Here is a 24,753-nt window from a genome sequence, read left to right as displayed (position 1 = left end):
TTAGACGGTACCTACTGACGTACGGAGAGACATCATGAAATTGCAAAAAGGCTTCACACTTATCGAATTGATGATCGTGGTTGCGATTGTCGGGATTCTGGCGGCCGTGGCTCTTCCTGCTTACCAGAACTACATCAAGAAAGCGGCCTATGCAGAAATCACGTCTGCTATGGACCCAATAAAAGCGGCCATCAGTATTTGTGCTCAGCAGCAAGCTCAAGGCGGTGCAGACTATACTGGCTGTGATACCCCAGCGCTTATAGGTATAACTATGCCCGGTGCCGGGCCCGCTTTGAGCAGTATTGCAATCACTACGAAGACCGCTATTATTACGGCTACACCAAATGCATATAAAGGGATTTTGGCTGCAGAAACATGCACACTTTCACCTTCTACACCAGTCGCTAACACCGCTATAACTTGGACGTGGGGCGGTGCCTGCGTAAGTGCCGGTTACATCAGGAACTAAGCCTTAGTGGGTGTTGTCCGAATCAGAGTTGGGCTGTGATGGTCTGCGGTTATCGCTCTTAAAAACCATAGTTGTTGGGCTAGGGTCAAGTTGTGGGAGGTTTGGCTCAGTGCTAGCCTCACTCAACCGCCGAAATAGCTCAGCCCGGTAGAGCAGCGCACTCGTAACGCGAAGGTCGTAGGTTCGATTCCTATTTTCGGCACCAAAAAAAGCCCTGATTCTCACGAATCGGGGCTTTTTCACATCTGGCGAATGCTGGTCCTCACAAACTCAAGCGCATCGACAAATCCACTGCCTTTATATCCTTGGTCAGCGCACCAATCGAAATGTAATCCACCCCGGTCTCGGCAATCGGCACCAGTGTCGTGTCATTGATCCCGCCACTGGCTTCCAGTTTCGCTCGTCCTGCCGTAATGCGCACCGCTTCACGCATGTCATCCAGGCTCAGTTCGTCAAGCATGACAATGTCGGCGCCCGCCAGCAGCGCTTGGTTGAGTTCATCAAGGCTCTCAACTTCGATCTCCACAGGTTTTCCAGGGGCGATTTTGCGAGCGGTGGCGATTGCCTGGGCGATGCCACCGCAGGCAGCGATGTGGTTTTCCTTGATCAGGAACGCGTCGAACAGGCCGATGCGGTGGTTATGGCAACCGCCGCAGGTGACGGCATATTTCTGGGCCATGCGCAGGCCGGGCAGGGTTTTGCGCGTGTCGAGCAGTTTGACTTGGGTGCTGGCCACTTTGTCGGCGTAGTGCTGTGCACGTGTGGCAACGCCCGAGAGCAGTTGCAGGAAGTTCAGCGCACTGCGTTCGCCGGTCAACAGCGAGCGTGCCGGGCCTTCGAGGTGAAACAGCGGTTGGTTGGGTTTGACCCGCTCACCATCGACGACTTGCCAGTGCACAGCAACACGTGGGTCCAGCTGCCGAAAAACCGTATCCACCCAGGCGGTGCCGCTGATCACGGCAGCGTCACGGGTAATGATGGTGGCCTTGGCCATACGTTCTGCCGGTATCAGCTGGGCAGTAATGTCGCCACTGCCTACATCCTCTAGTAGCGCGCGGCGCACGTTGGCTTCGATTTCAGTCGTTAGGGGGGCGAGGCGTAGGTTCGGCATTTAAGACTCCACTTCTAAGTGAGTGAAGTATAAGGCACCCCATTGCAGCAACCCACCCCGCGAATAGACGCCAGCCAGCGGCCAAGCCTGCGGTTCGTCGGTTTTGCTGGGGCCGACGAGATAGACAGTGAGATTGGCGGTCTATGCACTGTCAGCGGCCAAAAATAGTAGAAAACACAGCTGGCTTAACTGACATCTTTTGCAAGATACTGTGTCGATCATTTGACGTCATGTCTTTGGCGCAAAAATGTTCAAAGAAGCTGACTTTACAGATGAGCCTTGTACGTCTTGGCTGTAGAGAGTTCGCGATTGTTCTCAATGGGAGACGTTGATGCAAAACGACGGCAAAGTGGTTCCACTCAACAAGAGTGTCCCAGAGCAGGTACCGGCCTCTTCGCTGGTTCGGATTCCCGTCGTTTTGCTACAAGTTCGAGACAAAGCTGCACAGCAGGTCAAAGATGCATTGCAGACGCTGTTCGATAACGCCGATGACACGCTGTTTGAAATGGCTGATCGTGCCCACAATAACGTTGAGCAAAACAGCTTTTTTGAGGCGATGCGCGACCTTCGCCTCAAGCGTAAAAGTATTGAGCGAGGGGTCCTCGATAAGTTTTATGAGGCCTTTTTGCGTCTTGGGCAATACGAAGTCAGTGAGCCTGAAATCGCTTCTCCGATGACCTTTGACAAGCTGGCGTTGGTACACAACGACGATCTTGAAAAAACCGTTGCTGTCGATGCGATGGTCTCTAAAGTCTTGAGCCGCGACGGTTTCGCACTTACTCAGCTGACTACCCGCTTGAATACCCTGATTCCCCAACACCTGACAGACCTCACGAACCCAATGGGTCCGACAGCGCTGTGCGATTTCTTCTTGCAGGCCTGTCGGACCCTCATAGTTGAAATCAAGGTAAAACTGATTATTTTCAAGTTGTTTGAAAAGTACGTGCTGACCGATGCTGACCAGCTATACGACGAAGCCAATCAGCTATTGATTGCCAGCGGTATCCTTCCAGACTTGAAGGCAGCGCCGGCTCGACGGGTCTCTGATCGCGCAAGTGCCAGCGCGCGTGCACCGCAAACTGCCGAAACGGGCGATACAGCAGGCGCAGCTAGCGTTAGTCGGCAACTCGACCAAGATGTCCACGAGGTGTTCGCCGCGCTTCAGGAGTTGCTTTTATACGTACGCAGCGTCGCACCATTGCCTGAACCCAACGCCGAAGCCAAACCGATTTCCAGCCACGACTTGCTACGTCTTTTGTCGCACCTACAACAATATGTACCTGAGCCTGAAGCGCACGATGAGTTCAACCTGCGTAATCAACTCGAAGAATTGCTTGCCCGCGTCAGCATGAAGAGTGGGAAGTTTCGTGTTGTGGGTGTCGTTGACGAAGACGTAATCAACCTTATTGCCATGCTGTTCGAGTTCATCCTCGACGACCGCAACTTGCCAGATTCGCTTAAAGCGTTGATCGGGCGTCTGCAAATACCGATGCTGAAGGTGGCAGTGATCGACAAGAGCTTTTTCAGTCGTGGAAGCCATCCAGCGCGACGCCTGCTTAACGAAATCGCCTCCGCCGCTTTAGGATGGGGTAGCCGCGACGACTATCAGCGCGACACGCTTTACTTACGAATCGAACAGATTGTGCAACGGTTGCTCAACGATTTTGTCGACGACCCAGCGATTTTCTCCGAGCTGCTGGTGGACTTTCTCGCTTTTACGGCCGACGAGCGTCGTCGCAGTGAGCTACTTGAGCAGCGTACCCGCGATGCGGAAGAGGGCCGAGCCCGAGCTGAGTTAGCACGGGAGCTTGTGCAGCATGAGTTGAACCATCGCTTGTTGGGCAAAACCTTGCCTGAAGTTGTGGTACGACTGCTTCAAGAAGCATGGAGCAAGGTGCTGCTGCTGACGTGTTTGAAACACGGTGATCAGTCGCCAGAGTGGCGTGCGGGTTTGGGCGCTATGGACGATCTGATCTGGAGCGTCGAGCCACATGGGGAACCTGAAGCCCGGCAGCGATTGCTCGACCTGGTGCCCGGCTTGCTCAAATCGTTGCGCGATGGCCTGACCAGCGCGGCGTTTGATCCGTTCGCCACCGGAGACTTTTTTAGTCAGCTAGAAAGCCTGCATGTCCAGGCGTTCCAGTATTTCGCCCACCAGCAGGACGACCTTGGCGAGAGTCAGATAAAGTCAGCGTCAATCTCGGAAATGGTTGCAGTTGTCGAAGAGATTATTCTGATCGCGCCCGGCGAAAAGCCGCACAGCGACCAAGGCGTGCGTTTGGAAGACGATGACGACGCGGTGCTTGAGGTCGACAAACTGCGTATTGGCTGCTGGGTCGAAATACAGGAGGACGAGGAGCACAAACTGCGCTGTAAATTGGCGGCCATCATCGAGCCGGCCGGTCGTTACGTATTCGTTAACCGCACGGGCATGAAGGTATTGGAAAAAACCCGCATGGGCCTGGCGGTTGAGTTTCGGCGCGGCGCGGTCCGCCTGCTTGACGATGCCCTGCTGTTTGATCGTGCGCTGGAAGCAGTGATCGGCAACCTGCGGCGACTCAAAGGCGGGGCCTGATCGCCGCTATTCGACCAAGCGCTCGACACTGCGAAAACACCTGTTTGGTCGTTAACGGAAAATAGTGCTGCCCCGTATTTCTCCGTCGCGGGCATACTTGCGTTATTGATCCGCCGTTCAAGGAACCCCTCATGCAACTGGACCCTGTCAGCGGGTGGTGCCATGGCGCGAAGTCCTGCCCGTCGCCCAACTTCAATGCGCGGCCGGAGGCAGAGATTTCGCTGTTGGTGATCCATAACATCAGTTTGCCCCCCGCTCAGTTCAAGACCGGCTATGTGCAAGCGTTCTTTCAGAACCAATTGGATGTCACACAACACCCTTATTTTGAAAGCATCGCTGATTTGCGTGTGTCGGCGCATTTTTTGATTGAGCGTGACGGTATGCTCACTCAGTTCGTGTCTTGTCTGGATCGTGCCTGGCACGCGGGAATTTCCTGTTTCGAAGGGCGTGAGACCTGTAACGACTATTCCATTGGGATAGAACTGGAAGGTACCGATGAACTGGCCTTCACTGACGCTCAATACGATGCCTTGATTGAATTGACCCGCCAGTTGCAATCGACGTTTTCAGCCATTACCACGCAGCGAATTTGCGGCCACAGCGATATCGCTCCGGGACGTAAGACAGATCCGGGTCCATGCTTTGATTGGGCGCGTTTTCGAGCTGCATTGCAGGATTGAAGTGAGGGACGAAGAATGAGTTTTTTGGTGTTGCTGTTGGCAGTCTGGATAGAGAAGTTCTCAGCCTTGCGCCGACGTGTTCAGCGGGATGGCCCATGGCTGCGAGAGCTGGAGAAACTTGAAATCAGCCCGCGTCTGAATACCCGGCCGTGGTTGGTCTTGGCGCTGCTGATTTTGCTGCCAGTCACACTATTAGCCTTGCTGTTGGTGGTGTTGCAGTCAGTGGCATATGGCTGGCTGGGTTTGCCTGTGCACTTACTGGTCTTGATTTACAGTTTGGGTCGCGGCGATTTATTGGCCGCTTTGGGACCGTTTCGAGATGCCTGGCGCAGAGGCGACGAGCAAGCTGCCAGCCTTGTTGCCGAACGTGACATGGGTGTCATTGCTGAAGATGGCGAACAGTTGCTCGACGGTGTTCAGCGTTATTTGATGTGGCAGGCTTATCAGAGCTTTTTTGCCGTGATTTTCTGGTATTTCCTGTTGGGGCCAGTTGCTGCCCTGAGTTACCGGCTGCTTGCCCTTGCCGTTACTCACGGTAAAAATCCCGCGTTGGTCGAGCGTGCGGCTCAACTGCACCACGCGTTTGATTGGATTCCAGTTCGACTGTTGGCCGCCAGTTTTGCCTTGGTCGGAAACTTCGTCGCGGTCAGTCGGTTAATGCTGCATGAGTTGCTCAACTGGAATATCAGCGCCGCAGAACTGGTGACAAAAACCGGCCAAGTAGCCAGTGAGATTTCGACCCCTGTTGTAGGGGCAGAGGGTGTGGCTAACCTTGATGCGCTATGGGAATTGCTGTTGCGCTCGGCGGTGGTTTGGTACGCAGGGTTTGCGTTGTGGACATTGTTGATTTAAGCGGTTTTTTGGTCCGGCCGCATCAGGCCACTAGTGAATGAATAGGCTCCCGCAGGGGATTTCTGATTACCTGCCGGACCGATTTCATTCGGGCAGCGTTTTACCTGATGCATCTCGTTCGTTTACCTTTACTTACAAAACTTGCGCTGGATATCAGGTATACAGATAACATCGCGAATAGTGGCTTTGCGCTATTTCGACGAACCGCTTCACCCTAAAAATAAGAAAAGGGAGCGTCTTTGTGAAGAGTCTTTTGTACCCGGCGATCGCGTTGATGAACCGCCTGAGCTTCGCGATGAAGTTCACTCTCATCAGTATTCTGTTTTTCCTGCCTATGTTAGTGACTAACTTCTATTTGGTCAGGGATTCCTATCGGGAGTTCGTGGGCACCCGGACCGAGCTGCAAAGTATCGAACGGGTAGGCGCTAGTCTAAACCTGAGGCGGGATTTGGAAACCCTCGACGGGCTGGTCGGGATGAATGTAGTGCTTGGCCAGGCCAGTCAATTCGAAGCCTTGAATTTGCGAATTTCCGCTTTGGAAATTACTGTGATGAGCACGTTAAAGAGCCTGAAAGCGCCCACGGAAGATGCGGCCCAGGTCGTTGCCTTTAACACCAAGCGTGACGAACTGCTGTCCGACTTCAAGGCGCAACAGGCCGAGTCTTCGCTGCAAAGCAAAAGCGGCATGGTGTCGCGATTGCTAAGCAAGGCGCAGACCTTCAGCAAAGTAGTCGTTAGCCAAGCGGGTCTTAGTCAGGACAGCAGCAGCGACGTGCGGCAACTGGTCGATTTGATCACCAGCGTTACCCCCTTGATCACTCAGGCCATCGGCGACGGTCGGACGATGGGTTCGTATTCATTGGGGCAGGGCATGATCAACTCATCGGCCAGTAACCGCTTCGATGAGCTATTGCAGCAACTTGAACGCATCCAGGGTGATTACGCGTTAAAGCTGCAAGACGCCATCGGCAATAGCGTCGCTGCACGCAACGCACTACAGGCCCAAGCGCAGGCCAGCTTGGCGACACTTAAACAAAGCAGTGAGTTATTCGAGCAGCAGGTGGTGTCGGCTGAGAGCTTGAATGCGCCGTGGGAGAAGTTTTATGAGCAGGCTAGCGGGCTGATCGCCAAAACGTACCAATTGGACGATGCGACCCTGACCTTCCTGAGCCAGGAACTGCAAGGTCGGCTAGTGGAAAATCGCCAACACACGATTTTTTTGGTGCTGGCGCTGGCGGGAGCGTTTTTACTGATTGTTTATTTGTATAGCGGGTTCTATGCCTCTACCCGCACCACGCTAAAGCAGCTGGGCGATGTTATGGAAAAGGTCGCTGCGGGTGATATGACCGCCAGCTTCACTGCGCGCAGCCATGATGAGTTGGGTGAACTCGGTCGAGTGTTCAACGGTACGGTGAAAAAAATCCATGACCTGATCGAGTTAGTAAGCAAGACCGTCATCGAGGTTGAACGGCAAGCCGGTCAGGTCGAATCCGTGTCCGCGGTGAGTAATCAGGCGGTGGCGGGGCAGCGCAGCCAGATCGAATTAGTGGCGACGGCGATGAATCAGATGTCGGCCACGGCGCAAGAGGTAGCGCGCAGTGCGACTGCAGCAGTCAACAGTGCGCACAGCGTCAATCAGGAAACAGTCAGCGGTCGTGGCTTGGTTGAGTCCCAGCAGAGCAGCATTTCCCGGCTCGCTAGCGAGATTGATCAATCGGTGCTAGTGATCAATCAATTGGCTACCGACAGCTCGTCTATCAGCCGGGTTCTGGATGTGATCAAAAGTATTGCCGAGCAAACCAATTTGCTGGCGCTTAACGCCGCGATCGAAGCCGCGCGAGCGGGGGAGCAAGGCCGGGGTTTTGCGGTGGTGGCGGATGAGGTTCGCACCCTGGCAAAGCGTACGCAGCAATCTACCGAGGAAATCGAGCAGATGATCGCCAAATTGCAGAACGGCGTAGGGGCGGCGGTCAAAGCCATGGGTGTCAGCCATGAAATGGCTAACGGCACCGTAGGCCAATCGGAGAAGGTCCAACAAGCGCTGGAAAACATACTTGGCGCCGTGAGTATGATCGTCGATCAAAATCAGCAGATTGCAGCGGCCGTAGAACAACAAACGGCTGTTGCCCATGACATTGATCGAAACATTGTCGAGATTAATCGAGCAGGTGAACGCACGGCAGAAGGTGCGAATCAAACGGAACACGCCAGCCGCCAGTTATCGGCGCAAGTTGTGGAGCTGAAGCAGCTGATCAGTGCGTTTCGGGTATAACGCTGCCTATTTCCAGTTGAACAGCTCGTAAGCGTTGCGGGTGCTGGCGTTGGCCAAATCCTCGGCTGGCAGGCCCATCAATCGGGCCAGCGCCAGGCAGATATCTGGCAGATGCTCAGGGCTGTTGCGCTGGTTGGGGTACATGGCGGGCGCCATGTCTGGGGCGTCGGTTTCCAGTACGACGCTCTCCAGCGGCAGTTCGGCGATAACCCGGTGCATGCGCAGCGCTTGTGGCCAGGTCGCTGCGCCGCCCAAGCCGAGTTTGAAACCCAGCTTGATGTATTCACGCGCCTCTTCCCGACTTCCCGCAAAAGCATGAATGATTCCGCCGCGCTTGAGCTTAAAGCGTTTAAGCGTGTCTATCACGCTGGCGTGGCTGCGGCGCACATGTATAAGAGCCGGTAACTTGAAGTCGACGGCCAGTTGCAGTTGCGCCTCGAATAGTCTTTGCTGCTGATGCCGGTCTAATGTTTCAACAAAGTAATCCAGTCCGATTTCACCCACCGCGCACACCTGTGGATGACCCTTTAAGCGAGTCAGCCAATCGCCCAACTCCACCACGTGCGCGGGCAGGTGCTGATCAATGTAGAGCGGATGCAGACCGAATGCTGCGAACAAGGCGGCGTCATTTTGCGTCAAATTCCAAACTCGCTGCCAATTACGCTGACATACACCCAGCACCACCATCCGTTCGACACCCAGCGCTCGACAGTTTTCCAGCAGTGTCGGGCGGTCAGCGTCGAAATCCGGAAAGTCCAGATGAGTGTGAGTGTCGATCATCGTCACGCTCATGCCTCGTGGATTCGTTGTTTGAAAGTCCGCGCAATGGCATGCACGCCGGGTTGATAGTCGTCGTTTTCCACCGCTGCCAAGGCCAACGACAGTGCTTTGTCAGCGATCAGTTGGTGTTGTTGCGCCATGGCATTGACCGGCAGCGGCAGGAAATCCAGTAACTGAGTATCGCCGAAGGTGGCCAAATGCAGATGCTCCGGGTTCAGCGACTGGCTGTGCAGAACATCAAAAATGCCTTGCAACAGTACGTAGGACGTCGTGATAAGCGCGTCGGGTAACTGGCCTCGGCGCGCTAACAGTTCGCTCGCCAGACGCTGACCGCACTTACGGCTGAAGACCTCGCCTTGTTGAACAATGATTTCGCCACTAAAGCCTACAAGCGCTTGCTCGAAACCGGCAGTACGGATCTGACTGACGATCAGTTCCGGGTGTGCGCTAATCAGCGCTATGTTCCGTGGCGCTAGTTTTAGCAGGCTTTGGGTCAATTGCAGGCTGGCCGCTCGGTCGTCGCTGACCACTGAACAGAAGTGCGCAGGGTCCATCTGGCGGTCCAGCGCGATAATCGGAAGGCCTGCTTTTTGCAGCTCACGGTAGCTGTCGTCATCGTACGGCAGGCAACTGGCGACAAAGAGCGCGTCGCAACGCCGAGCGCGGAAGAGCTGCAACAGCTGCAATTCACTGGCTGGCGAGTCGTCGGAACTGGCAATCAGCAGTTGATAACCTTGAGCGCGGGCGCCTTGTTCTAGCAGTTTGGCGATCCGTGCGTAGCTGGGATTTTCCAGGTCCGGCAGGATAAATCCTAGTGTGCGGGTATGACGGCTGCGCAAACCGGCGGCTTGTGGGTTGGGGCGAAAGTCGTGCTGATCAACCACCTTGCGCACGCGTTCGACCGTCGCGCTGCTGATGCGTTGTTGTTCGGCTTTGCCGTTGATGACGTAGCTGGCGGTGGTAACGGAAACACCGGCCAGACGAGCTATATCACTGAGTTTCAACCCAAATATCCTTTTTGTTGTTGGATTGCCTGGTGTCTGAAATACCGCTGCTGCGGGTCACCCCTGCTGACGCCTACTCTCAGGCACTTATTCAGAAGAGACCTTGGCAAAACACAAATCTCTCAGTTATTTCGCGCATCCCTTTGAAAACCGTCCTGCCCATATGACGGTTGGGCTTCAACGGCCGCAGATTATCGAGTAACGTGCCGGACTTGATAGATTAATCGATTCAGCTATAGAAATAATTCTTCTGCACTACTCGCTTCGAGGCGGTCAGATAGTTATTCCGCGCCTGCTAGTAGTCGTGGATGCGCAGATGTGTGAATGCAGTCCCTAAACAAAAAGGAGAAAAGTATGCTCGAACTCACCGTAGAGCAGATATCCATGGGCCAAACGGCTATGGACAAGTCTGCTGCATTGCAATTGTTGGCCAGCAAGCTGGTCGCCGATGGCTTGGTGGCAGAGGGTTATCTTCTAGGACTGCAAAGCCGAGAAGCTCAGGGCTCAACGTTTCTAGGCCAAGGCATCGCCATTCCCCACGGCACTCCGCAAACACGCGATCAAGTCTATGCCACTGGCGTGCGCCTGTTGCAGTTCCCCAACGGCGTGGACTGGGGTGAGGGGCGGATCGTGTATCTGGCCATCGGTATCGCGGCTAAAACCGATGAACACTTACGCTTGTTGCAACTGCTCACTCGGGCGCTAGGAGACGCGGACTTGGGTGAAGCGTTGCGTCAGGCAGCATCCCCCGAAGCGTTGATTGAGTTATTGCAGGGCGCTCCGCAAGCGTTGGCACTTGATGCGCAGTTGATCGGCCTTGGTGTCTCGGCAGATGACTTCGAAGAGCTGGTGTGGCGTGGTGCGCGTCTTTTGCGCAAAGCCGACTGTGTGAGCAACGGCTTCGCGGCCGTACTGCAACAGGTTAAAGCGTTGCCACTGGGTGACGGCCTTTGGTGGCTGCACAGCGAGCAAACCGTCAAGCGTCCCGGCTTGGCCTTTGTCACCCCAGACAAACCGATTCGTTTTTTGGGTAAGCCGCTCACCGGTTTATTTTGCCTCGCCAGCATGGGTGAGGCTCATCAAGCACTCCTTGAGCGCTTGTGTTCGGTGCTGGTCGAAGGCCGAGGCCGCGAACTAGGGCTGGCCACCAGCAGTCACGCGGTCTTGGCGGTGTTGGGCTGCCAATTACCAGAAGATTGGCCCAGCCAGCGGGTGACACTTGCCAATGCTCACGGCCTTCATGCTCGACCGGCGAAGACTCTGGCGCAACTGGCAAAAAGCTTCGAAGGCGAGATTCGCGTACGCGTTGTGGAAAGTGGTGAAAGTGCTGTGTCGGTCAAAAGCCTGACCAGGTTGCTCAGTCTAGGCGCACGCCATGGGCAAACGCTGGAGTTCACGGTTGACCCCATGGTCGCCGCCGATGCTTTGCCGGCCTTGATTGCAGCGGTTCAAGAGGGATTGGGCGAGGAAAGCGAGGCGCTTTCCCGCCCGCTCTCGAAGACCGACATGGCTGCCGTCGAGTCACCCGTGGAGACGGAGCCAAAGACGATCGCGCCAAGCGTGATTGCCCCCGCTGATGGCAGCGTAATCCAGGCCATTGCTGCGGCTCCTGGTATTGCGGTGGGACCGGCGCACGTTCCAGTGGCGCATCAGTTTGACTATCCCTTGAGGGGTGAATCTAGCGCGGCTGAGCATCAACGCCTGCAATTGGCATTGTTTGCGGTTCGTCAGGACCTTGAGGGGCTAATCCAGCGCGCTAATGCCAAGGCGATTCGTGAGATTTTTATCACTCACCAAGAAATGCTCGACGATCCCGGCCTTACCGATGAAGTCTGCGCACGCTTAGAGCAAGGCGAAAGTGCACCTGCGGCCTGGGTCGGCGTCGTGGAAGCAGCCGCCCTGCGGCAGGAGCAATTGCATGATGCACTGCTGGCGGAACGTGCCGCAGACCTGCGAGACATCGGGCGCCGGGTGCTGGCACAGTTATGCGGCGTCGAAACTGTCGTCGAGCCCGAGCAACCTTACATCCTGGTCATGGATGAAGTCGGTCCGTCCGATGTCGCACGCCTCAATCCCGCACGGGTGGCAGGCATTCTGACAGCCCGTGGCGGCGCTACCGCGCACAGCGCCATTGTTGCCCGAGCCCTAGGCATTCCGGCGGTGGTGGGTGCGGGCAATGCAGTGTTACTGATCAAGCCCGGCACCCCGCTGCTGCTCGACGGGTTACGCGGGCGACTCAGCGTCGCGCCAGACACCGCTAGTTTGCAGCGCGCCATCCTTGAGCGTGATACCCGTATCAAACGCTTAAACGCTGCGGCAGCATTACGCCTTGAGCCTGCACTCACCCGTGACGGACACGCCGTGGAGGTGTTCGCCAATATCGGCGATAGCGCCAGTACCGCAGTGGCTGTTGAGCAAGGCGCGGAGGGCATTGGCCTTTTGCGCACCGAGCTTATTTTCATGGCCCATACTCAGGCGCCAAACGAAGCCACCCAAGAAAATGAATATCGACGCGTATTTGATGCACTCCAAGGCAGGCCGCTGGTGGTGCGAACGCTAGACGTGGGTGGCGATAAACCCTTGCCGTACTGGCCGATGGACAAGGAAGAGAATCCATTCTTGGGCGTAAGAGGTATTCGTCTGACCTTGCAGCGGCCGGACATCATGGAAAGCCAGCTCCGCGCCCTATTACGTGCTGCCCACAATCGCCCGTTGCGGATCATGTTTCCCATGGTGGGCACTGTTGAAGAGTGGCGCCAGGCCCGAGATATGGCCCTGCGTTTGCGTGAAGAAATCCCCGTGGCGGACCTGCAACTAGGGATCATGATCGAAGTGCCGTCGGCCGCATTATTGGCGCCAGTGCTAGCCCGTGAAGTGGATTTTTTCAGTGTTGGCACCAACGACCTGACTCAGTACACCCTCGCCATCGACCGCGGCCATCCGACATTGTCGGGGCAAGCGGATGGCTTGCACCCTGCGGTGCTGCAACTGATCGACATCACCGTGCGCGCTGCGCATGCCCATGGTAAATGGGTCGGCGTCTGCGGTGAGTTGGCCGCTGATCCCGGGGCAGTGGCACTGCTAGTGGGATTGGGCGTCGATGAGTTAAGTGTTGCGGCGCGCAGCATTGGCGAAGTCAAAGCCTGCGTTCGTCAGTTGAGCCTGGGCGACGTGCAGCACCTGGCGCGCCGTGCGTTGACCCTCGGGACAGCCGGCGAAGTGCGCGCGCTCGTTGAAACGCTGTCGGCGGATGCTCGGCTTTTGGAGACTTTATAATGGCGAAAATTCTAACCCTGACACTAAATCCTGCGCTGGACCTCACTGTGCAAATGGGGCCGTTGCAGGCGGGGCAGGTCAATCGTAGCCACGCCATGTTCAGTCATGCTGCGGGCAAAGGTCTCAACGTCGCGCAAGTGCTAGCCGATTTAGGACACCAGTTGACGGTGGGTGGATTTCTCGGCATCGACAATCAGCAGCCGTTTGAGACGTTGTTTGCCAAGCGGCGGTTTGTCGATGAATTCGTGCGGGTGCCTGGTGAAACCCGCAGCAACATCAAATTGGCAGAGACCAGCGGGCGCATTACTGATTTGAACGGGCCGGGGCCACAGGTTGGTGAAGATGCGCAACATGAGTTGATGACGCGTCTGGAGCAAATTGCTGGGGGTTTTGACGCCGTCGTCCTAGCCGGCAGCTTGCCGCGCGGTGTCAGCCCAGAATGGCTGCGAGCGCTACTGCTGCGTCTTAACGGTCTGGGCCTGAAGGTTGCCGTCGATACCAGCGGGTTGGCGTTGCGCGCTGCATTGTCGGCGAGCCCTTGGCTGATCAAACCCAATACCGAAGAGCTCGCTGAAGCTCTGGATTCTCCGATTATCTCAATTGAGGCCCAAGCCGAGGTTGCTGCCCGTTTGCATACGCAAGGCATCAAGCATGTGGTGATTTCCCAAGGCTCGGAAGGGGTGCACTGGTTCAGTTCTGGCGTGGCGCTGCAAGCATTGCCACCCAAGGTGGTGGTTGCCAGCACTGTCGGGGCAGGGGATTCATTGCTGGCGGGCATGGTTCATGGGCTGCTAAGCGGCCATTCGCCCCAGCAGACTTTGCGTACAGCCACGGCAATTGCGGCAATGGCGGTAACTCAGATCGGTTTTGGCATTGGTGATTTGGCGCAACTGAAGTTGCTAGAAAAAGGCGTCAACGTGCGCGCTTTGACAGAACAATAAGAAGGATTGTGACCCATGAAGTTAGCGATTATTACGGCCTGTCCCAATGGCAAAATCAGCAGCGTCCTCAGCGCCCGGTTACTGGAGGCTGCCGCGCAGCGCCTTGGTTGGCAAGCCAGCGTCGAAATCCACAAACCTGATCTGCCTGATAATCAACTCTCGCCCGAAGTGATCGTCGCTGCTGATTGGGTGTTGGTGGTCAGTACCGGTGCTTTGGATTTGAGTCGGTTTGTGGGTAAACGTCTTTTTCAAACCACGCCGGCTCACGCATTAGCGGACGCTGAAGGCTTCCTGCGTACGGCCGCTGAGCGCGCCATCGTGCACGTCCACCAGGCCGTTGATGCTTCGCCTTCAATAACCGCCAGCGTCAGACCTCCACGTTTGGTCGCAGTCACCGCCTGCCCCACTGGGGTTGCTCACACATTTATGGCGGCAGAAGCTATTCAGCAGGCGGCCAAGCGGCTGGGTTATGAACTGCAGGTAGAAACACAGGGCTCGGTGGGCGCGCGCAACCCGCTGGGCGTTCAAGCCATTTCTGAAGCGGATGTGGTGTTGCTGGCTGCGGATATCGAGGTCAATACCGAGCGGTTTGTCGGGAAGCGAATTTATCGCTGCGGCACCGGCATTGCCCTTAAGCAAGCGGAGGCTACGTTAAAAGCTGCCTTGGCTGAAGGCGCGGTGGAGTCTGCAGTGGGTGCACACGCGGCGCCGCGTAAAAAAGAGAGAACCGGCGTCTATAAACACCTGCTGACGGGTGTGTCGTTCATGTTGCCGATGGTGGTGGCGGGCGGTCTGTTGATCGCATTGTCGTTCGTATTCGGGATCCACGCGTATGAAGATCAAGGCACGTTAGCCGCAGCGTTGATGAAAATCGGCGGCGATACAGCGTTCAAGTTAATGGTGCCCTTGCTGGCGGGTTACATCGCTTATTCAATTGCGGACCGTCCGGGCCTCGCCCCGGGAATGATCGGGGGTTTGCTAGCCAGCACCTTGGGTGCGGGGTTTATTGGCGGGATCATTGCCGGTTTTCTGGCGGGTTACAGCGCCTGGGCGGTTAACCGATATGCGCGCTTGCCAGCTAGCCTGGAAGCGCTTAAGCCGATTTTGATCATTCCGTTGTTGGCGAGTTTGCTCACTGGTTTGGTAATGATCTATGTGGTCGGCACCCCCGTGGCGGCGATGCTGCAAGGCTTGACGCATTTCCTCGACAGCATGGGTACCACCAATGCGGTGCTGTTGGGCGTGTTGCTCGGCGCGATGATGAGTGTCGACTTGGGCGGCCCGATCAACAAAGCGTCTTACGCATTTTCAGTCGGGCTGCTGGCGTCGCAGAGCTATGCACCCATGGCCGCTGCCATGGCTGCGGGTATGGTGCCGCCCATCGGCATGGCCATCGCCAGCGTCATTGCGAGTCACAAATTTGCGCAGAGCGAGCGCGAGGCGGGCAAGGCTGCACTGGTGCTGGGCCTATGTTTTATTTCTGAAGGGGCGATTCCATTTGCAGCGAAAGACCCGTTGCGTGTAATCCCGGCCAGCGTCGCGGGTGGCGCACTGACGGGAGCATTGTCGATGCTCTTCGGCTGCAAGCTGATGGCACCCCACGGCGGATTGTTCGTAATGTTGATCCCCAATGCGATCAATCATGCCTTGCTGTACCTGCTCGCCATTGTGGCTGGCAGTGTGCTAACCGGCGTGTCGTATGCGCTGCTGAAGCGCCCGGAAGTGGTTGAGATGGAAGGGGTTACAGTGGTGTAACAAATGACCGTGGACCCCAATCATGGTGATCTGCACAGTGAATCTGTACGCCCGCTGACATATCATTACCCGCCTAACGACGGGCCAGGGTTTTGAACACATGCTGGGTATATTTTTAGAGACCCTGAACATCACCGCGCCGGTTTTCGCCATGTTGTTTCTCGGTGTGGCGCTCAAGCGGGTGGGCTGGATCAACGACAGCTTTATCCATACAGCATCAGCCTTGGTGTTCAACGTCACCATGCCCGCGTTGTTATTCCTCGGCATTATTCATGCGGACCTGAGCGCAGCGTTGAAACCGGCGTTGCTGGGGTATTTTTTCATTGCAACACTGGTCAGCTTTGGCTTTGCATGGGGATGGGCGATTTGGCGTTGCCCTTACGAAGACCGAGGGATTTTCACTCAAGGCGCGTTTCGCGGAAACAATGGTGTTATTGGCCTCGCGCTGGCGGGCAGTTTGTATGGCGACTACGGGATTTCGTTAGGCGCGATCCTCGCGGCGCTAGTCATTTTGCTCTACAACACGTTGTCGACCATTGTGTTGGCGGTCTACAGCCCGGTAATTAAGTCTGATCCGTGGAGCGTATTAAAAAGTGTTTTATGCAATCCGCTGATTATCAGCGTGTTGGTGGCTGCACCGTTCGCTTACTTCAAGATTGGTCTGCCGAGCTGGCTGCAAACTTCCGGCGAATACTTGGCACAGATGACCTTGCCGCTGGCGTTGATCTGCATTGGGGGCACCTTGTCGCTGGTGGCGTTGCGCAAAAGTGGCGATCTGGCGATCAGTGCCAGTACGGTAAAAATGATCTGGCTGCCGGTGCTCAGTACATTGGGTGCATGGTTATGGGGTTTTCGCGGGGCGGAATTGGGAATTTTGTTTCTGTATTTTGGCAGCCCAACCGCTTCCGTTAGCTTCGTCATGGCGCGGGCGGCCAATGGCAATCATGAATTAGCCGCGGCGATTATTGTGATCACCACGCTGGCAGCGGCGATCACCACCAACATCGGAATTTTTATCCTGCAGTGGGGCGGTTGGATTTAGCTGCTTCTCTGATGCTGCCGTCGCCATGCCTTCACGGAAGTAAACAGGATGAGCACAGCCAGCAGGGGCAGAATCAAGTAGCTCATCAGTTTTTCCAGCGTATGGGCCAGCGGCATCCCCGTGGTAAACGAGATAATGTGCAGTCCATAGGCCAAGTACAGCCCGAGCAGAAGCAAACCTTCGGTGCGCGTGACGCGATAGCCTGAATAGAACACCGGCAAACATACGGCAGAAACCGCCAGCATCACCGGCAAATCGAAGCCCAGCGCGTTCGGTGATATGGATAACGGGCTCGGTGCGACCATCGCGGTCATACCCAGCACGCCAAGCAGGTTAAACAGATTGCTACCGATCACATTGCCAACCGCAATGTCCCGCTCGCCCCGCATAGCGGCGATTAACGAGGTGGTTAGCGCCGGTAACGAAGTACTGCCCGCGATCACAGTCAGGCCGATCACCCGTTCCGATAACCCCAGATCTTGGGCAATCGCCACAGCGGCTTCTACCAACAAGTGCGCCCCCATCACCAGCAACATCAGACCAAAAGCTATTGTTACAACACTGACGACTTGCCGTGCTAGGGACGTATGTGTGTGTTTCGGCGTACTTTTCGGCACGTACCGGCGCGAACGTCGTGCCAACGTCAGTAGATATGCCAGCAATGCAAATAACAGGATAGCGCCGTCTACCGCGCCGAGTTCGCCTTTATAAGACAAAGCAAATACCAGCGCACTGGCACCGATCATCAATGGCGTGTCGACGCGAACCAATTGCCGTGCGACTCGCAATGGGATGATGAGTGCGCACAGGCCCAAGGTGATCAGCACATTGAAAATGTTACTGCCCACCACGCTGGCCACCGAGATGTCAGGACTGGAAGAAAAAGCAGCTTGCAGGCTAACCGCCATTTGCGGAGCGCTGCTACTCATGGCGACCACCGTCAGCCCGAGAATCAATGGCCTGACTTTTAGGCTGGCGGCCAAGCGCACGGCTGCGCGTACTGATAACTCAGCGCCCACCACCAAAAGAAATAAGCCGCCAAACAGCTGAAGCAGGTTCGGCAGAGCAAGCGTGGATAGCCCTAGAATTCAAGTCACCTATCAGTCGCCTAACGTTTGCACGCGTACCCGCGCTACACCGGCGCTCAGCATACCGAGTTGCTCCGCGGCTTTGCGTGACAAATCGATCAGGCGTCCATGGGAGTGAGGACCGCGATCGTTAACCCGAACTTCGACGGTTTTGTCGTTACCCAGATTTGTGATCAACAGCCGCGTGCCGAAGGGTAAGTCGCGGTGTGCGGCAGTTAGTAAGTTTTGGTCAAAGCGCTCACCGCTGGCGGTGCGTTTGCCTTGATGTTTGGCGCCGTAAAAAGAAGCGCTGCCGGTTTCGTTGTAACCCCGAGGATCTATGTTCTGGCCGGCACAACCGGCCAGTAAAGTAAGCAAAGTAAGTAAAGCGCACGTGCTGAAGAGCCGCCACATGGTCTGGTCCTTCAATGGTTTTCGGCTTGGATTCGCACAACGCTATGGGACCGAACTCTTTCGGGACCGCGGTAAATATGGTCACCGCGTCATCCCAATCGCGAATGAATTCGCCCCACAGCCCCTCAGAACTTAAAAAGCTTGGTTCCTACAGGGGGGGTTATGTTTACCCCTCAAGTTTGCTTTTCAGCAATTCATTCACTTGTTGCGGGTTGGCTTTGCCTTTTGACGCTTTCATGGCCTGACCGACGAAGAAACCGAACATCTTGCCGCGCTTGGCTTCGTCTGCTGCGCGATAGTCCTCCACTTGGTGAGCGTTGGCCGCAAGCATTTCGTCAAGCATCGATTCTATAGCGCCGCTGTCGGTTACCTGTTTCAGGCCACGTTGCTCGATTACTTCGTCAGCGCTACCTTCGCCATTGGCCATGCCTTCGAACACCATCTTCGCGATTTTGCCTGAGATAGTGTTGTCGGTAATGCGCAGCAACATTCCGCCCAATTGCTCGGCGCTGACCGGTGACTGATCAATTTCCACGGCCAGTTTGTTCAGCAAGCTGCCCAGCTCGACCATGACCCAGTTGGCGGCCAATTTGGCGTCGCCACTGATACCAACAACTTTTTCAAAGTAATCCGCTTGTTCGCGGCTTGAAGCCAGGACACTAGCGTCATAGGCCGACAAGCCGAACTGTGCCTGAAAGCGTTCGCGTTTTTGCGGTGGCAATTCCGGCAGCGTGGCGCGGACTTCATCAAGAAACGAACTCTCGATCACCACCGGCAGCAGGTCGGGGTCCGGAAAGTAACGATAGTCGTTGGCTTCCTCTTTGCTGCGCATGGCGCGGGTTTCGTCTTTGCCTGGGTCGTACAGACGGGTTTGCTGGATCACCCGGCCACCGTCTTCGATCAGCTCGATCTGGCGTCGAACTTCGGTGTTGATGGCTTTCTCAATGAAGCGGAACGAGTTGACGTTCTTGATCTCGCAACGGGTGCCGAATTCGACTTGCCCAAACGGACGGATCGATACGTTACAGTCGCAACGCAAAGAGCCCTCGGCCATGTTGCCGTCGCAAATGCCCAGGTAACGAACCAGTGCGTGCATGGCTTTGACGTAGGCTACGGCTTCTTTGGCGGACCGCATGTCTGGTTCTGAAACGATTTCCAGCAGCGGCGTGCCAGCGCGGTTCAGGTCAATCCCGGTCATCCCGTTGAAATCTTCATGCAAACTCTTGCCTGCATCTTCTTCCAAGTGCGCACGGGTGACGCCGATACGCTTGACCGTGCCGTCCTCGAGCGTAATGTCCAGATGGCCTTTGCCAACAATCGGCAATTCCATTTGGCTGATCTGATAACCCTTCGGCAGGTCCGGGTAAAAATAGTTTTTCCGTGCGAACACATTGTGCTGGCCGATCTCGGCGTCAATCGCCAAGCCCAGTTTGACCGCCATCCGCACCGCTTCCTGGTTCAGCACCGGCAATACGCCAGGCATGCCGAGGTCCACAAGACTTGCTTGCGTGTTTGGCTCAGAGCCGAACGTAGTACTGCTGCCGGAGAAAATCTTCGATTGGGTCGACAGCTGGGTATGAATCTCCAGCCCGATCACAACTTCCCATTGCATGTGTTTTCTCCTTAGAAGCCTGATGGGCTGCGCGTATGCCAGTCGGTCACTTGTTGATACTGGTGAGCGACATTGAGCAAGCGGCCTTCTTGGAAGTAGGGCGCAAGCAGTTGCACGCCGACCGGCAGGCCGGCGACGAAACCGGCCGGCATCGACAAGCCTGGCAGGCCCGCAAGGTTGGCGGTGATGGTGTAGAAATCTTCCAGATAGGCAGAAATCGGGTCGTCGTTCTTGGCGCCGATTTTCCAGGCTGGGTTCGGCGTGGTTGGCCCCAGAATTACGTCGACTTCAGCGAAGGCACTCATGAAGTCATTCTTGATCAGGCGCCGGATTTTCTGTGCTTGAAGGTAGTAGGCGTCGTAATAACCGGCAGATAGCGCATAGGCCCCGACCAGGATTCGCCGCTGCACTTCTGGGCCGAAGCCTTCTGCGCGAGAACGCTTGTACAGGTCTTCAAGGTTTTTCGGGTCCTCGCAACGATGGCCAAAACGCACGCCATCAAAACGCGACAGGTTCGAGGAGGCTTCAGCGGGTGCAATGACGTAGTAAGCCGGGATGGCATGTTGCAGGTTCGGCAGGCTGACTTCCTTGACGACGGCACCGAGTTTTTCCAGCTCCTTGACGCTTTCAAGAACTAATTCAGCAATACGTGGGTCGAGACCGGCGCCGAAGTATTCTTTTGGAATACCGACTCGCAGTCCTTGCAACGAGCCGTTGAGGCTGGCGGAATAATCCGGCACGGGCTCATCGATGCTGGTGGAGTCCTGCGGATCGAAGCCGGCCATGCCTTGCAGCAGCAGAGCGCAGTCTTCAGCCGTGCGCGCCATCGGGCCGGCTTGATCAAGGCTTGAAGCGTAAGCAATCATCCCCCAGCGTGACACACGACCGTATGTCGGCTTTAGACCCGTGAGGTTGGTCAACGCCGCCGGCTGGCGAATAGAGCCGCCAGTGTCGGTGCCGGTAGCGGCAGGCAACAGGCGAGCGGCAACGGCCGCCGCCGAACCACCCGACGAGCCGCCGGGAACGTGTTCAAGGTTCCACGGGTTTTTCACAGGACCGTAATAGCTGGACTCATTGGCAGAACCCATGGCGAATTCGTCCATGTTGGTCTTGCCTAGCGTTACCGTACCGGCGGCGGCCAATTTAGCGACAATCGTTGCGTTGTACGGTGCTTTGAAGTTGTCGAGCATCTTCGAACCGCAACTGGTGCGAATGCCCAAGGTACAAAACAGATCTTTGTGGGCCAGTGGGACGCCCAGCAAGTCGCCACTCTCACCCCCCGCGCGGCGGGCATCGGCCGAGCGTGCCTGGCCAATTGCCAAGTCCTCGGTGAGCGTGATGAAGCTGTTGATTTTCGGGTCAAGCTGGGCGATACGCGCCAGTAGAACCCGGGTCAATTCTTCAGAAGAAAACTTTTTTTCGGCGAGTCCGCGGGCGATCTCGGCTAGGGTCAAATGGTGCATTGAAGGCTCTTTCCCTTACTCGATGACTTTCGGAACCAGATAAAGGCCGTTTTCGACCGCTGGTGCGATGGCTTGGTAAGTATCGCGCTGATTTCGCTCGGTCACGACGTCAGCACGCAGGCGTTGAGAGGCTTCGAGCGGGTGCGCCAGTGGTTCGATACCGCCGGTATCAACGGCTTGCATCTGATCTACCAGCCCGAGAATATTATTAAGTGCATCGGTAGTACGCGGAATATCGGCGTCATTCAGGCCTAGTCGGGCCAAATGAGCGATTTTTTCCACGTCGGAGCGATCAAGCGCCATGGGAATCTCCAGTGGAAAGCAGACGGATGGGTTCCGTGTGTTAGATTGTGCGAACACTACCGCATTTCTGCGGTCGTATGGCCGCGAACGTCTTGGCTCGTGCTTGGAAAAACAGCCAATTTAACATATTGGCTCCTTGCCCAAAATCCCTGTCGTTGTTAGAGTTTGCCGCACTTTTTTACCCACGCGTTGCCTAGGGTCCTTTTCCCATGTTCAAGAAACTGCGTGGCATGTTCTCAAGCGATCTTTCGATCGATCTGGGCACTGCCAACACCCTTATTTACGTGCGTGAGCGCGGTATTGTACTGAATGAACCTTCGGTGGTGGCCATTCGCACCCACGGGAATCAGAAAAGCGTTGTTGCCGTCGGAATGGAAGCCAAGCGTATGCTTGGCCGTACTCCGGGCAATATTGCGGCCATTCGCCCGATGAAAGACGGTGTTATTGCCGACTTCAGCGTGTGCGAAAAGATGCTGCAGTACTTTATCAACAAGGTTCATGAGAATAGCTTTCTGCAGCCAAGCCCTCGGGTATTGATCTGTGTGCCGTGTAAATCCACTCAGGTGGAACGTCGAGCCATTCGAGAGTCGGCCCTTGGTGCCGGTGCTCGTGAAGTGTTCCTGATCGAGGAGCCAATGGCTGCCGCGATCGGCGCTGGCCTGCCAGTGGAAGAGGCGCGCGGCTCAATGGTTGTCGATATCGGTGGTGGTACCACTGAAATCGCTCTGATCTCGCTCAATGGTGTTGTGTATGCCGAATCCGTGCGAGTGGGTGGCGATCGTTTCGACGAAGCGATCATCACCTACGTACGTCGTAACTATGGCAGCCTGATTGGTGAATCAACCGCAGAGCGCATCAAGCAGGAAATCGGCACCGCTTACCCTGGCGGAGAAGTGCGTGAAGTTGACGTACGTGGTCGTAACCTTGCTGAAGGCGTTCCACGTGCTTTCACACTCAACTCCAACGAAGTCCTAGAAGCGCTGCAGGAGTCGCTGGCGACTATCGTTCAGGCGGTTAAAAGCGCGCTGGAGCAGTCGCCTCCGGAGCTGGCTTCGGACATCGCCGAGCGCGGCCTGGTGCTGACCGGTGGTGGCGCGTTGTTGCGTGACCTGGACAAGTTGCTGGCCCAAGAAACGGGTTTGCCGGTAATCGTCGCCGAAGACCCACTGACCTGCGTGGCTCGCGGCGGTGGTCGTGCGCTGGAAATGATGGACAAGCACACCATGGACCTGCTCTCTACCGAGTGAGTTCGTTGAGCGCAAAGTCCAGCAGTCGTGGTCTACAGGTAGCAGCGATGCTGCCTGTATTCGTTAGGCTGGCGCCAAAATAAGGCGTTATCTTCTGTCCATCTGTGTCTAGGCCGGTTGCATGCCGTATGAAGAATAAGTACAACCAGTTGAAGCTCAATCCATCGAACGCATGCCCGCAAGGAGCGGCCTATTAAACCGCTCTTCGCAAAAGGCCCCTCACTGGGCGTGCGCCTGCTGGTGCTGGTCGTCTTATCCGTTGCGCTGATGGTAGTGGATGCCCGTTTTACGGTGCTAAAGCCTCTGCGCAGCCAGATGTCGCTGGTATTGATGCAGTCGTACTGGATTGCCGATTTGCCGCAACGCCTTTATCAAGGTGTCGCCAGCCAGTTTGGCAGCCGTACCGAGCTGATCGCCGAGAACGAAAAACTCAAGACTGAAGCTTTGCTGCTGCAAGGGCGCCTGCAAAAACTGGCGGCTTTGACTGAGCAGAACGTGCGTCTGCGCGAGTTGCTCAACTCTTCCGCGCTGGTCAACGAAAAGGTCGAAGTGGCCGAGTTGATTGGCATGGACCCCAATCCCTTTACGCATCGCATCATTATCAATAAGGGTGAGCGCGACGGCGTGGTGCTGGGTCAGCCTGTCCTCGATGCCCGTGGCTTGATGGGCCAGGTGGTCGAGTTAATGCCGTACACCTCGAGAGTTCTGCTGCTAACCGATATCACCCACAGCATCCCGGTTCAGGTCAATCGCAATGGCTTGCGTGCCATTGCCAGTGGCACTGGTAACCCGGAACGCTTGGAACTTCGGCATGTGCCAGACACGGCGGACATCAAAGAAGGCGACCTGTTGGTGAGCTCTGGACTCGGTCAGCGCTTTCCGGCGGGTTACCCGGTGGCGACCGTCAGGGAAGTGATTCACGACCCCGGCCAACCGTTCGCCATCGTGCGCGCCGTTCCTACTGCCGCATTGAATCGCAGCCGTTACCTGTTGCTGGTCTTCAGCGATGGCCGGTCGGCCGAGCAGCGGGCGGCCGATGCTGCGCAAGCTCAGGAAGTGATTGATCATCCTGGCGCGGAGGCTGCTACGCCTGCCACTCCTTCTGCACCTGGCGTTGCTATACCTGCCGGGGCACACGCTAAACCTGGCCCTGGTGCAGTTCATGCTCCGGCGACATCCGCCGTCCCCAACCCGGCCCCGGCACATGGTTCGCCAACGCCATCCCATACGCAAACAATCCCTGCCGGCAAACCGCCGGTCAAGCCAGTTGCGATCAAACCGCCGGTTGCCGCACCTGTAGCACCTGGGACGAGGGAAGAATAATGGTCCGTCTCGCGCACGCAAAAAATGGTTGGGTAGTGTGGTTCAGCTTTGCTGTTGGTTTACTGCTGAGTGTTTCCCCGTTGCCGCAGTTCATGGAAATATTTCGCCCGCTTTGGCTCGCGCTCCTGTTGGCGTTTTGGGCGTTAGCGCTGCCGCATAGAATTGGCATGGCCACTGCGTGGATGCTCGGGCTGGCCGAAGACGTGTTGTACGGTACATTGCTTGGGCAGAACGCGATGATTTTGACCCTGATCACATTCTTGGTGATGTCTTTGCAGCAACGTCTGCGCACCTTCCCGATGTGGCAGCAAAGTATGGTCATTTTGGTTATTTTTGGTTTGGCCCAGTTGGCGCAACTCTGGTTGAGTGCGTTGACTGGTAATCGTCAGCCGACGCTGGCGCTGGTATTGCCAGCGCTAGTCAGTGCGTTGCTCTGGCCATGGGTCAGTTATGGATTGAGAGGCTTGAGCAAACGCTTGGCGATCTATTAATCGATAGAGTTATTGTACCGGTCACGGCTTACGTTTTCCGCGGTGGCATTTTTTGCATAGTCACGAACACGGTGGC

At 56.1% G+C, this 24,753-nt stretch carries 20 protein-coding genes, 1 tRNA gene and 1 pseudogene; 14 read left to right on the top strand and 8 right to left on the bottom strand.

Annotated features, from left to right (window positions below; all coding sequences use genetic code 11):
* The first annotated feature begins 31 nt into the window (after positions 1-31).
* Both RGW60_RS15405 and RGW60_RS15400 read left to right on the top strand, forming a co-directional pair.
* The gene (locus tag RGW60_RS15405) at positions 32-469 is read left to right on the top strand and encodes a pilin (RefSeq protein WP_407074069.1); all 438 of its coding nucleotides are present in this window, start codon (positions 32-34) and stop codon (positions 467-469) included.
* A 128-nt stretch (positions 470-597) separates the two neighbouring features.
* Positions 598-674 (top strand) — tRNA-Thr (locus RGW60_RS15400).
* A gap of 57 nt (positions 675-731) precedes the next feature.
* Here the strand turns inward: RGW60_RS15400 and nadC are convergent.
* Positions 732-1,580, bottom strand: a complete 849-nt coding sequence (gene nadC / locus RGW60_RS15395; RefSeq protein WP_322205408.1) for a carboxylating nicotinate-nucleotide diphosphorylase — start codon at positions 1,578-1,580, stop codon at positions 732-734.
* A gap of 331 nt (positions 1,581-1,911) precedes the next feature.
* On the opposite strand from nadC, the gene RGW60_RS15390 reads away from it, so the two are divergent.
* The 5 genes and pseudogenes from RGW60_RS15390 to RGW60_RS23835 all read left to right on the top strand — a co-directional run bounded on the left by RGW60_RS15390 (position 1,912) and on the right by RGW60_RS23835 (position 7,959).
* Positions 1,912-4,155 carry a DUF1631 domain-containing protein gene (locus RGW60_RS15390; RefSeq protein ID WP_322205407.1) on the top strand — a complete coding sequence of 748 codons (2,244 nt, stop codon included), beginning with the start codon at positions 1,912-1,914 and terminating at the stop codon, positions 4,153-4,155.
* Between the two features lie 131 nt (positions 4,156-4,286).
* Positions 4,287-4,835, top strand: a complete 549-nt coding sequence (gene ampD / locus RGW60_RS15385) for a 1,6-anhydro-N-acetylmuramyl-L-alanine amidase AmpD (RefSeq protein ID WP_322205406.1) — start codon at positions 4,287-4,289, stop codon at positions 4,833-4,835.
* A gap of 15 nt (positions 4,836-4,850) precedes the next feature.
* Positions 4,851-5,687 (top strand): regulatory signaling modulator protein AmpE, encoded by an 837-nt coding sequence (gene ampE, locus RGW60_RS15380; protein ID WP_322205405.1) that lies wholly within the window; start codon positions 4,851-4,853, stop codon positions 5,685-5,687.
* A 274-nt stretch (positions 5,688-5,961) separates the two neighbouring features.
* Positions 5,962-7,101: pseudogene (locus RGW60_RS23840) on the top strand (HAMP domain-containing protein); the annotation flags it as partial.
* A 144-nt stretch (positions 7,102-7,245) separates the two neighbouring features.
* Positions 7,246-7,959, top strand: coding sequence for a methyl-accepting chemotaxis protein (locus RGW60_RS23835; protein ID WP_407074068.1), 714 nt, complete (start codon positions 7,246-7,248; stop codon positions 7,957-7,959).
* Between the two features lie 6 nt (positions 7,960-7,965).
* Here RGW60_RS23835 and RGW60_RS15370 read toward each other — a convergent pair whose 3' ends face one another.
* Together RGW60_RS15370 and cra are read right to left on the bottom strand one after the other, a co-directional pair.
* Positions 7,966-8,751, bottom strand: coding sequence for a TatD family hydrolase (locus RGW60_RS15370; RefSeq protein ID WP_322205402.1), 786 nt, complete (start codon positions 8,749-8,751; stop codon positions 7,966-7,968).
* The gene (gene cra, locus RGW60_RS15365) at positions 8,748-9,743 is read right to left on the bottom strand and encodes a catabolite repressor/activator (protein WP_322205400.1); all 996 of its coding nucleotides are present in this window, start codon (positions 9,741-9,743) and stop codon (positions 8,748-8,750) included. Before cra ends, RGW60_RS15370 begins: the two co-directional genes overlap by 4 nt.
* Positions 9,744-10,097: 354 nt before the next feature.
* On the opposite strand from cra, the gene ptsP reads away from it, so the two are divergent.
* The 4 genes from ptsP to RGW60_RS15345 all read left to right on the top strand — a co-directional run bounded on the left by ptsP (position 10,098) and on the right by RGW60_RS15345 (position 16,757).
* On the top strand, positions 10,098-13,019 hold the full coding sequence (gene ptsP / locus RGW60_RS15360; protein ID WP_322205399.1) for a phosphoenolpyruvate--protein phosphotransferase: 2,922 nt from the start codon (positions 10,098-10,100) through the stop codon (positions 13,017-13,019).
* On the top strand, positions 13,019-13,960 hold the full coding sequence (pfkB, locus tag RGW60_RS15355) for a 1-phosphofructokinase (protein WP_322205398.1): 942 nt from the start codon (positions 13,019-13,021) through the stop codon (positions 13,958-13,960). Before ptsP ends, pfkB begins: the two co-directional genes overlap by 1 nt.
* 15 nt (positions 13,961-13,975) lie before the next feature.
* On the top strand, positions 13,976-15,715 hold the full coding sequence (locus RGW60_RS15350) for a PTS fructose-like transporter subunit IIB (RefSeq protein ID WP_322205397.1): 1,740 nt from the start codon (positions 13,976-13,978) through the stop codon (positions 15,713-15,715).
* A gap of 100 nt (positions 15,716-15,815) precedes the next feature.
* Entirely contained in the window at positions 15,816-16,757 is a 942-nt protein-coding gene (locus RGW60_RS15345; RefSeq protein ID WP_322205396.1) for an AEC family transporter, read from the top strand.
* On the opposite strand, the gene RGW60_RS15340 is transcribed toward RGW60_RS15345, so the two are convergent.
* The 5 genes from RGW60_RS15340 to gatC all read right to left on the bottom strand — a co-directional run bounded on the left by RGW60_RS15340 (position 16,754) and on the right by gatC (position 21,616).
* Positions 16,754-17,812 carry a calcium/sodium antiporter gene (locus tag RGW60_RS15340; RefSeq protein WP_322206939.1) on the bottom strand — a complete coding sequence of 353 codons (1,059 nt, stop codon included), beginning with the start codon at positions 17,810-17,812 and terminating at the stop codon, positions 16,754-16,756. The two genes, RGW60_RS15345 and RGW60_RS15340, sit on opposite strands and share 4 nt — an antisense overlap.
* A 45-nt stretch (positions 17,813-17,857) precedes the next feature.
* Complete coding sequence (locus RGW60_RS15335) at positions 17,858-18,238, bottom strand: septal ring lytic transglycosylase RlpA family protein (RefSeq protein ID WP_322205395.1); 381 nt, start codon at positions 18,236-18,238, stop codon at positions 17,858-17,860.
* 166 nt (positions 18,239-18,404) lie between these two features.
* On the bottom strand, positions 18,405-19,850 hold the full coding sequence (gene gatB, locus RGW60_RS15330) for an Asp-tRNA(Asn)/Glu-tRNA(Gln) amidotransferase subunit GatB (protein WP_322205394.1): 1,446 nt from the start codon (positions 19,848-19,850) through the stop codon (positions 18,405-18,407).
* An 11-nt stretch (positions 19,851-19,861) separates the two neighbouring features.
* On the bottom strand, positions 19,862-21,313 hold the full coding sequence (gatA, locus tag RGW60_RS15325) for an Asp-tRNA(Asn)/Glu-tRNA(Gln) amidotransferase subunit GatA (protein WP_322205393.1): 1,452 nt from the start codon (positions 21,311-21,313) through the stop codon (positions 19,862-19,864).
* Positions 21,314-21,328: 15 nt separating this feature from the next.
* Positions 21,329-21,616, bottom strand: coding sequence for an Asp-tRNA(Asn)/Glu-tRNA(Gln) amidotransferase subunit GatC (gatC, locus tag RGW60_RS15320; protein ID WP_322205392.1), 288 nt, complete (start codon positions 21,614-21,616; stop codon positions 21,329-21,331).
* 209 nt (positions 21,617-21,825) lie between these two features.
* On the opposite strand from gatC, the gene mreB reads away from it, so the two are divergent.
* From mreB to mreD, 3 genes are all read left to right on the top strand, one after another.
* Positions 21,826-22,863: a rod shape-determining protein MreB gene (gene mreB / locus RGW60_RS15315; RefSeq protein ID WP_322166077.1), complete on the top strand. Its 1,038-nt coding sequence runs from the start codon at positions 21,826-21,828 to the stop codon at positions 22,861-22,863.
* Between the two features lie 228 nt (positions 22,864-23,091).
* Positions 23,092-24,186, top strand: coding sequence for a rod shape-determining protein MreC (mreC, locus tag RGW60_RS15310; protein ID WP_407074067.1), 1,095 nt, complete (start codon positions 23,092-23,094; stop codon positions 24,184-24,186).
* Entirely contained in the window at positions 24,186-24,677 is a 492-nt protein-coding gene (gene mreD, locus RGW60_RS15305) for a rod shape-determining protein MreD (protein ID WP_322205391.1), read from the top strand. Before mreC ends, mreD begins: the two co-directional genes overlap by 1 nt.
* Positions 24,678-24,753 lie beyond the last annotated feature (76 nt).

Origin of the sequence: Pseudomonas sp. AB6 (genome assembly GCF_034314105.1) — a bacterium.
Lineage (GTDB): Bacteria > Pseudomonadota > Gammaproteobacteria > Pseudomonadales > Pseudomonadaceae > Aquipseudomonas.
Note: the sequence above shows the minus strand (reverse complement) of the source record. Positions and strands in the feature narration are given on the sequence as shown.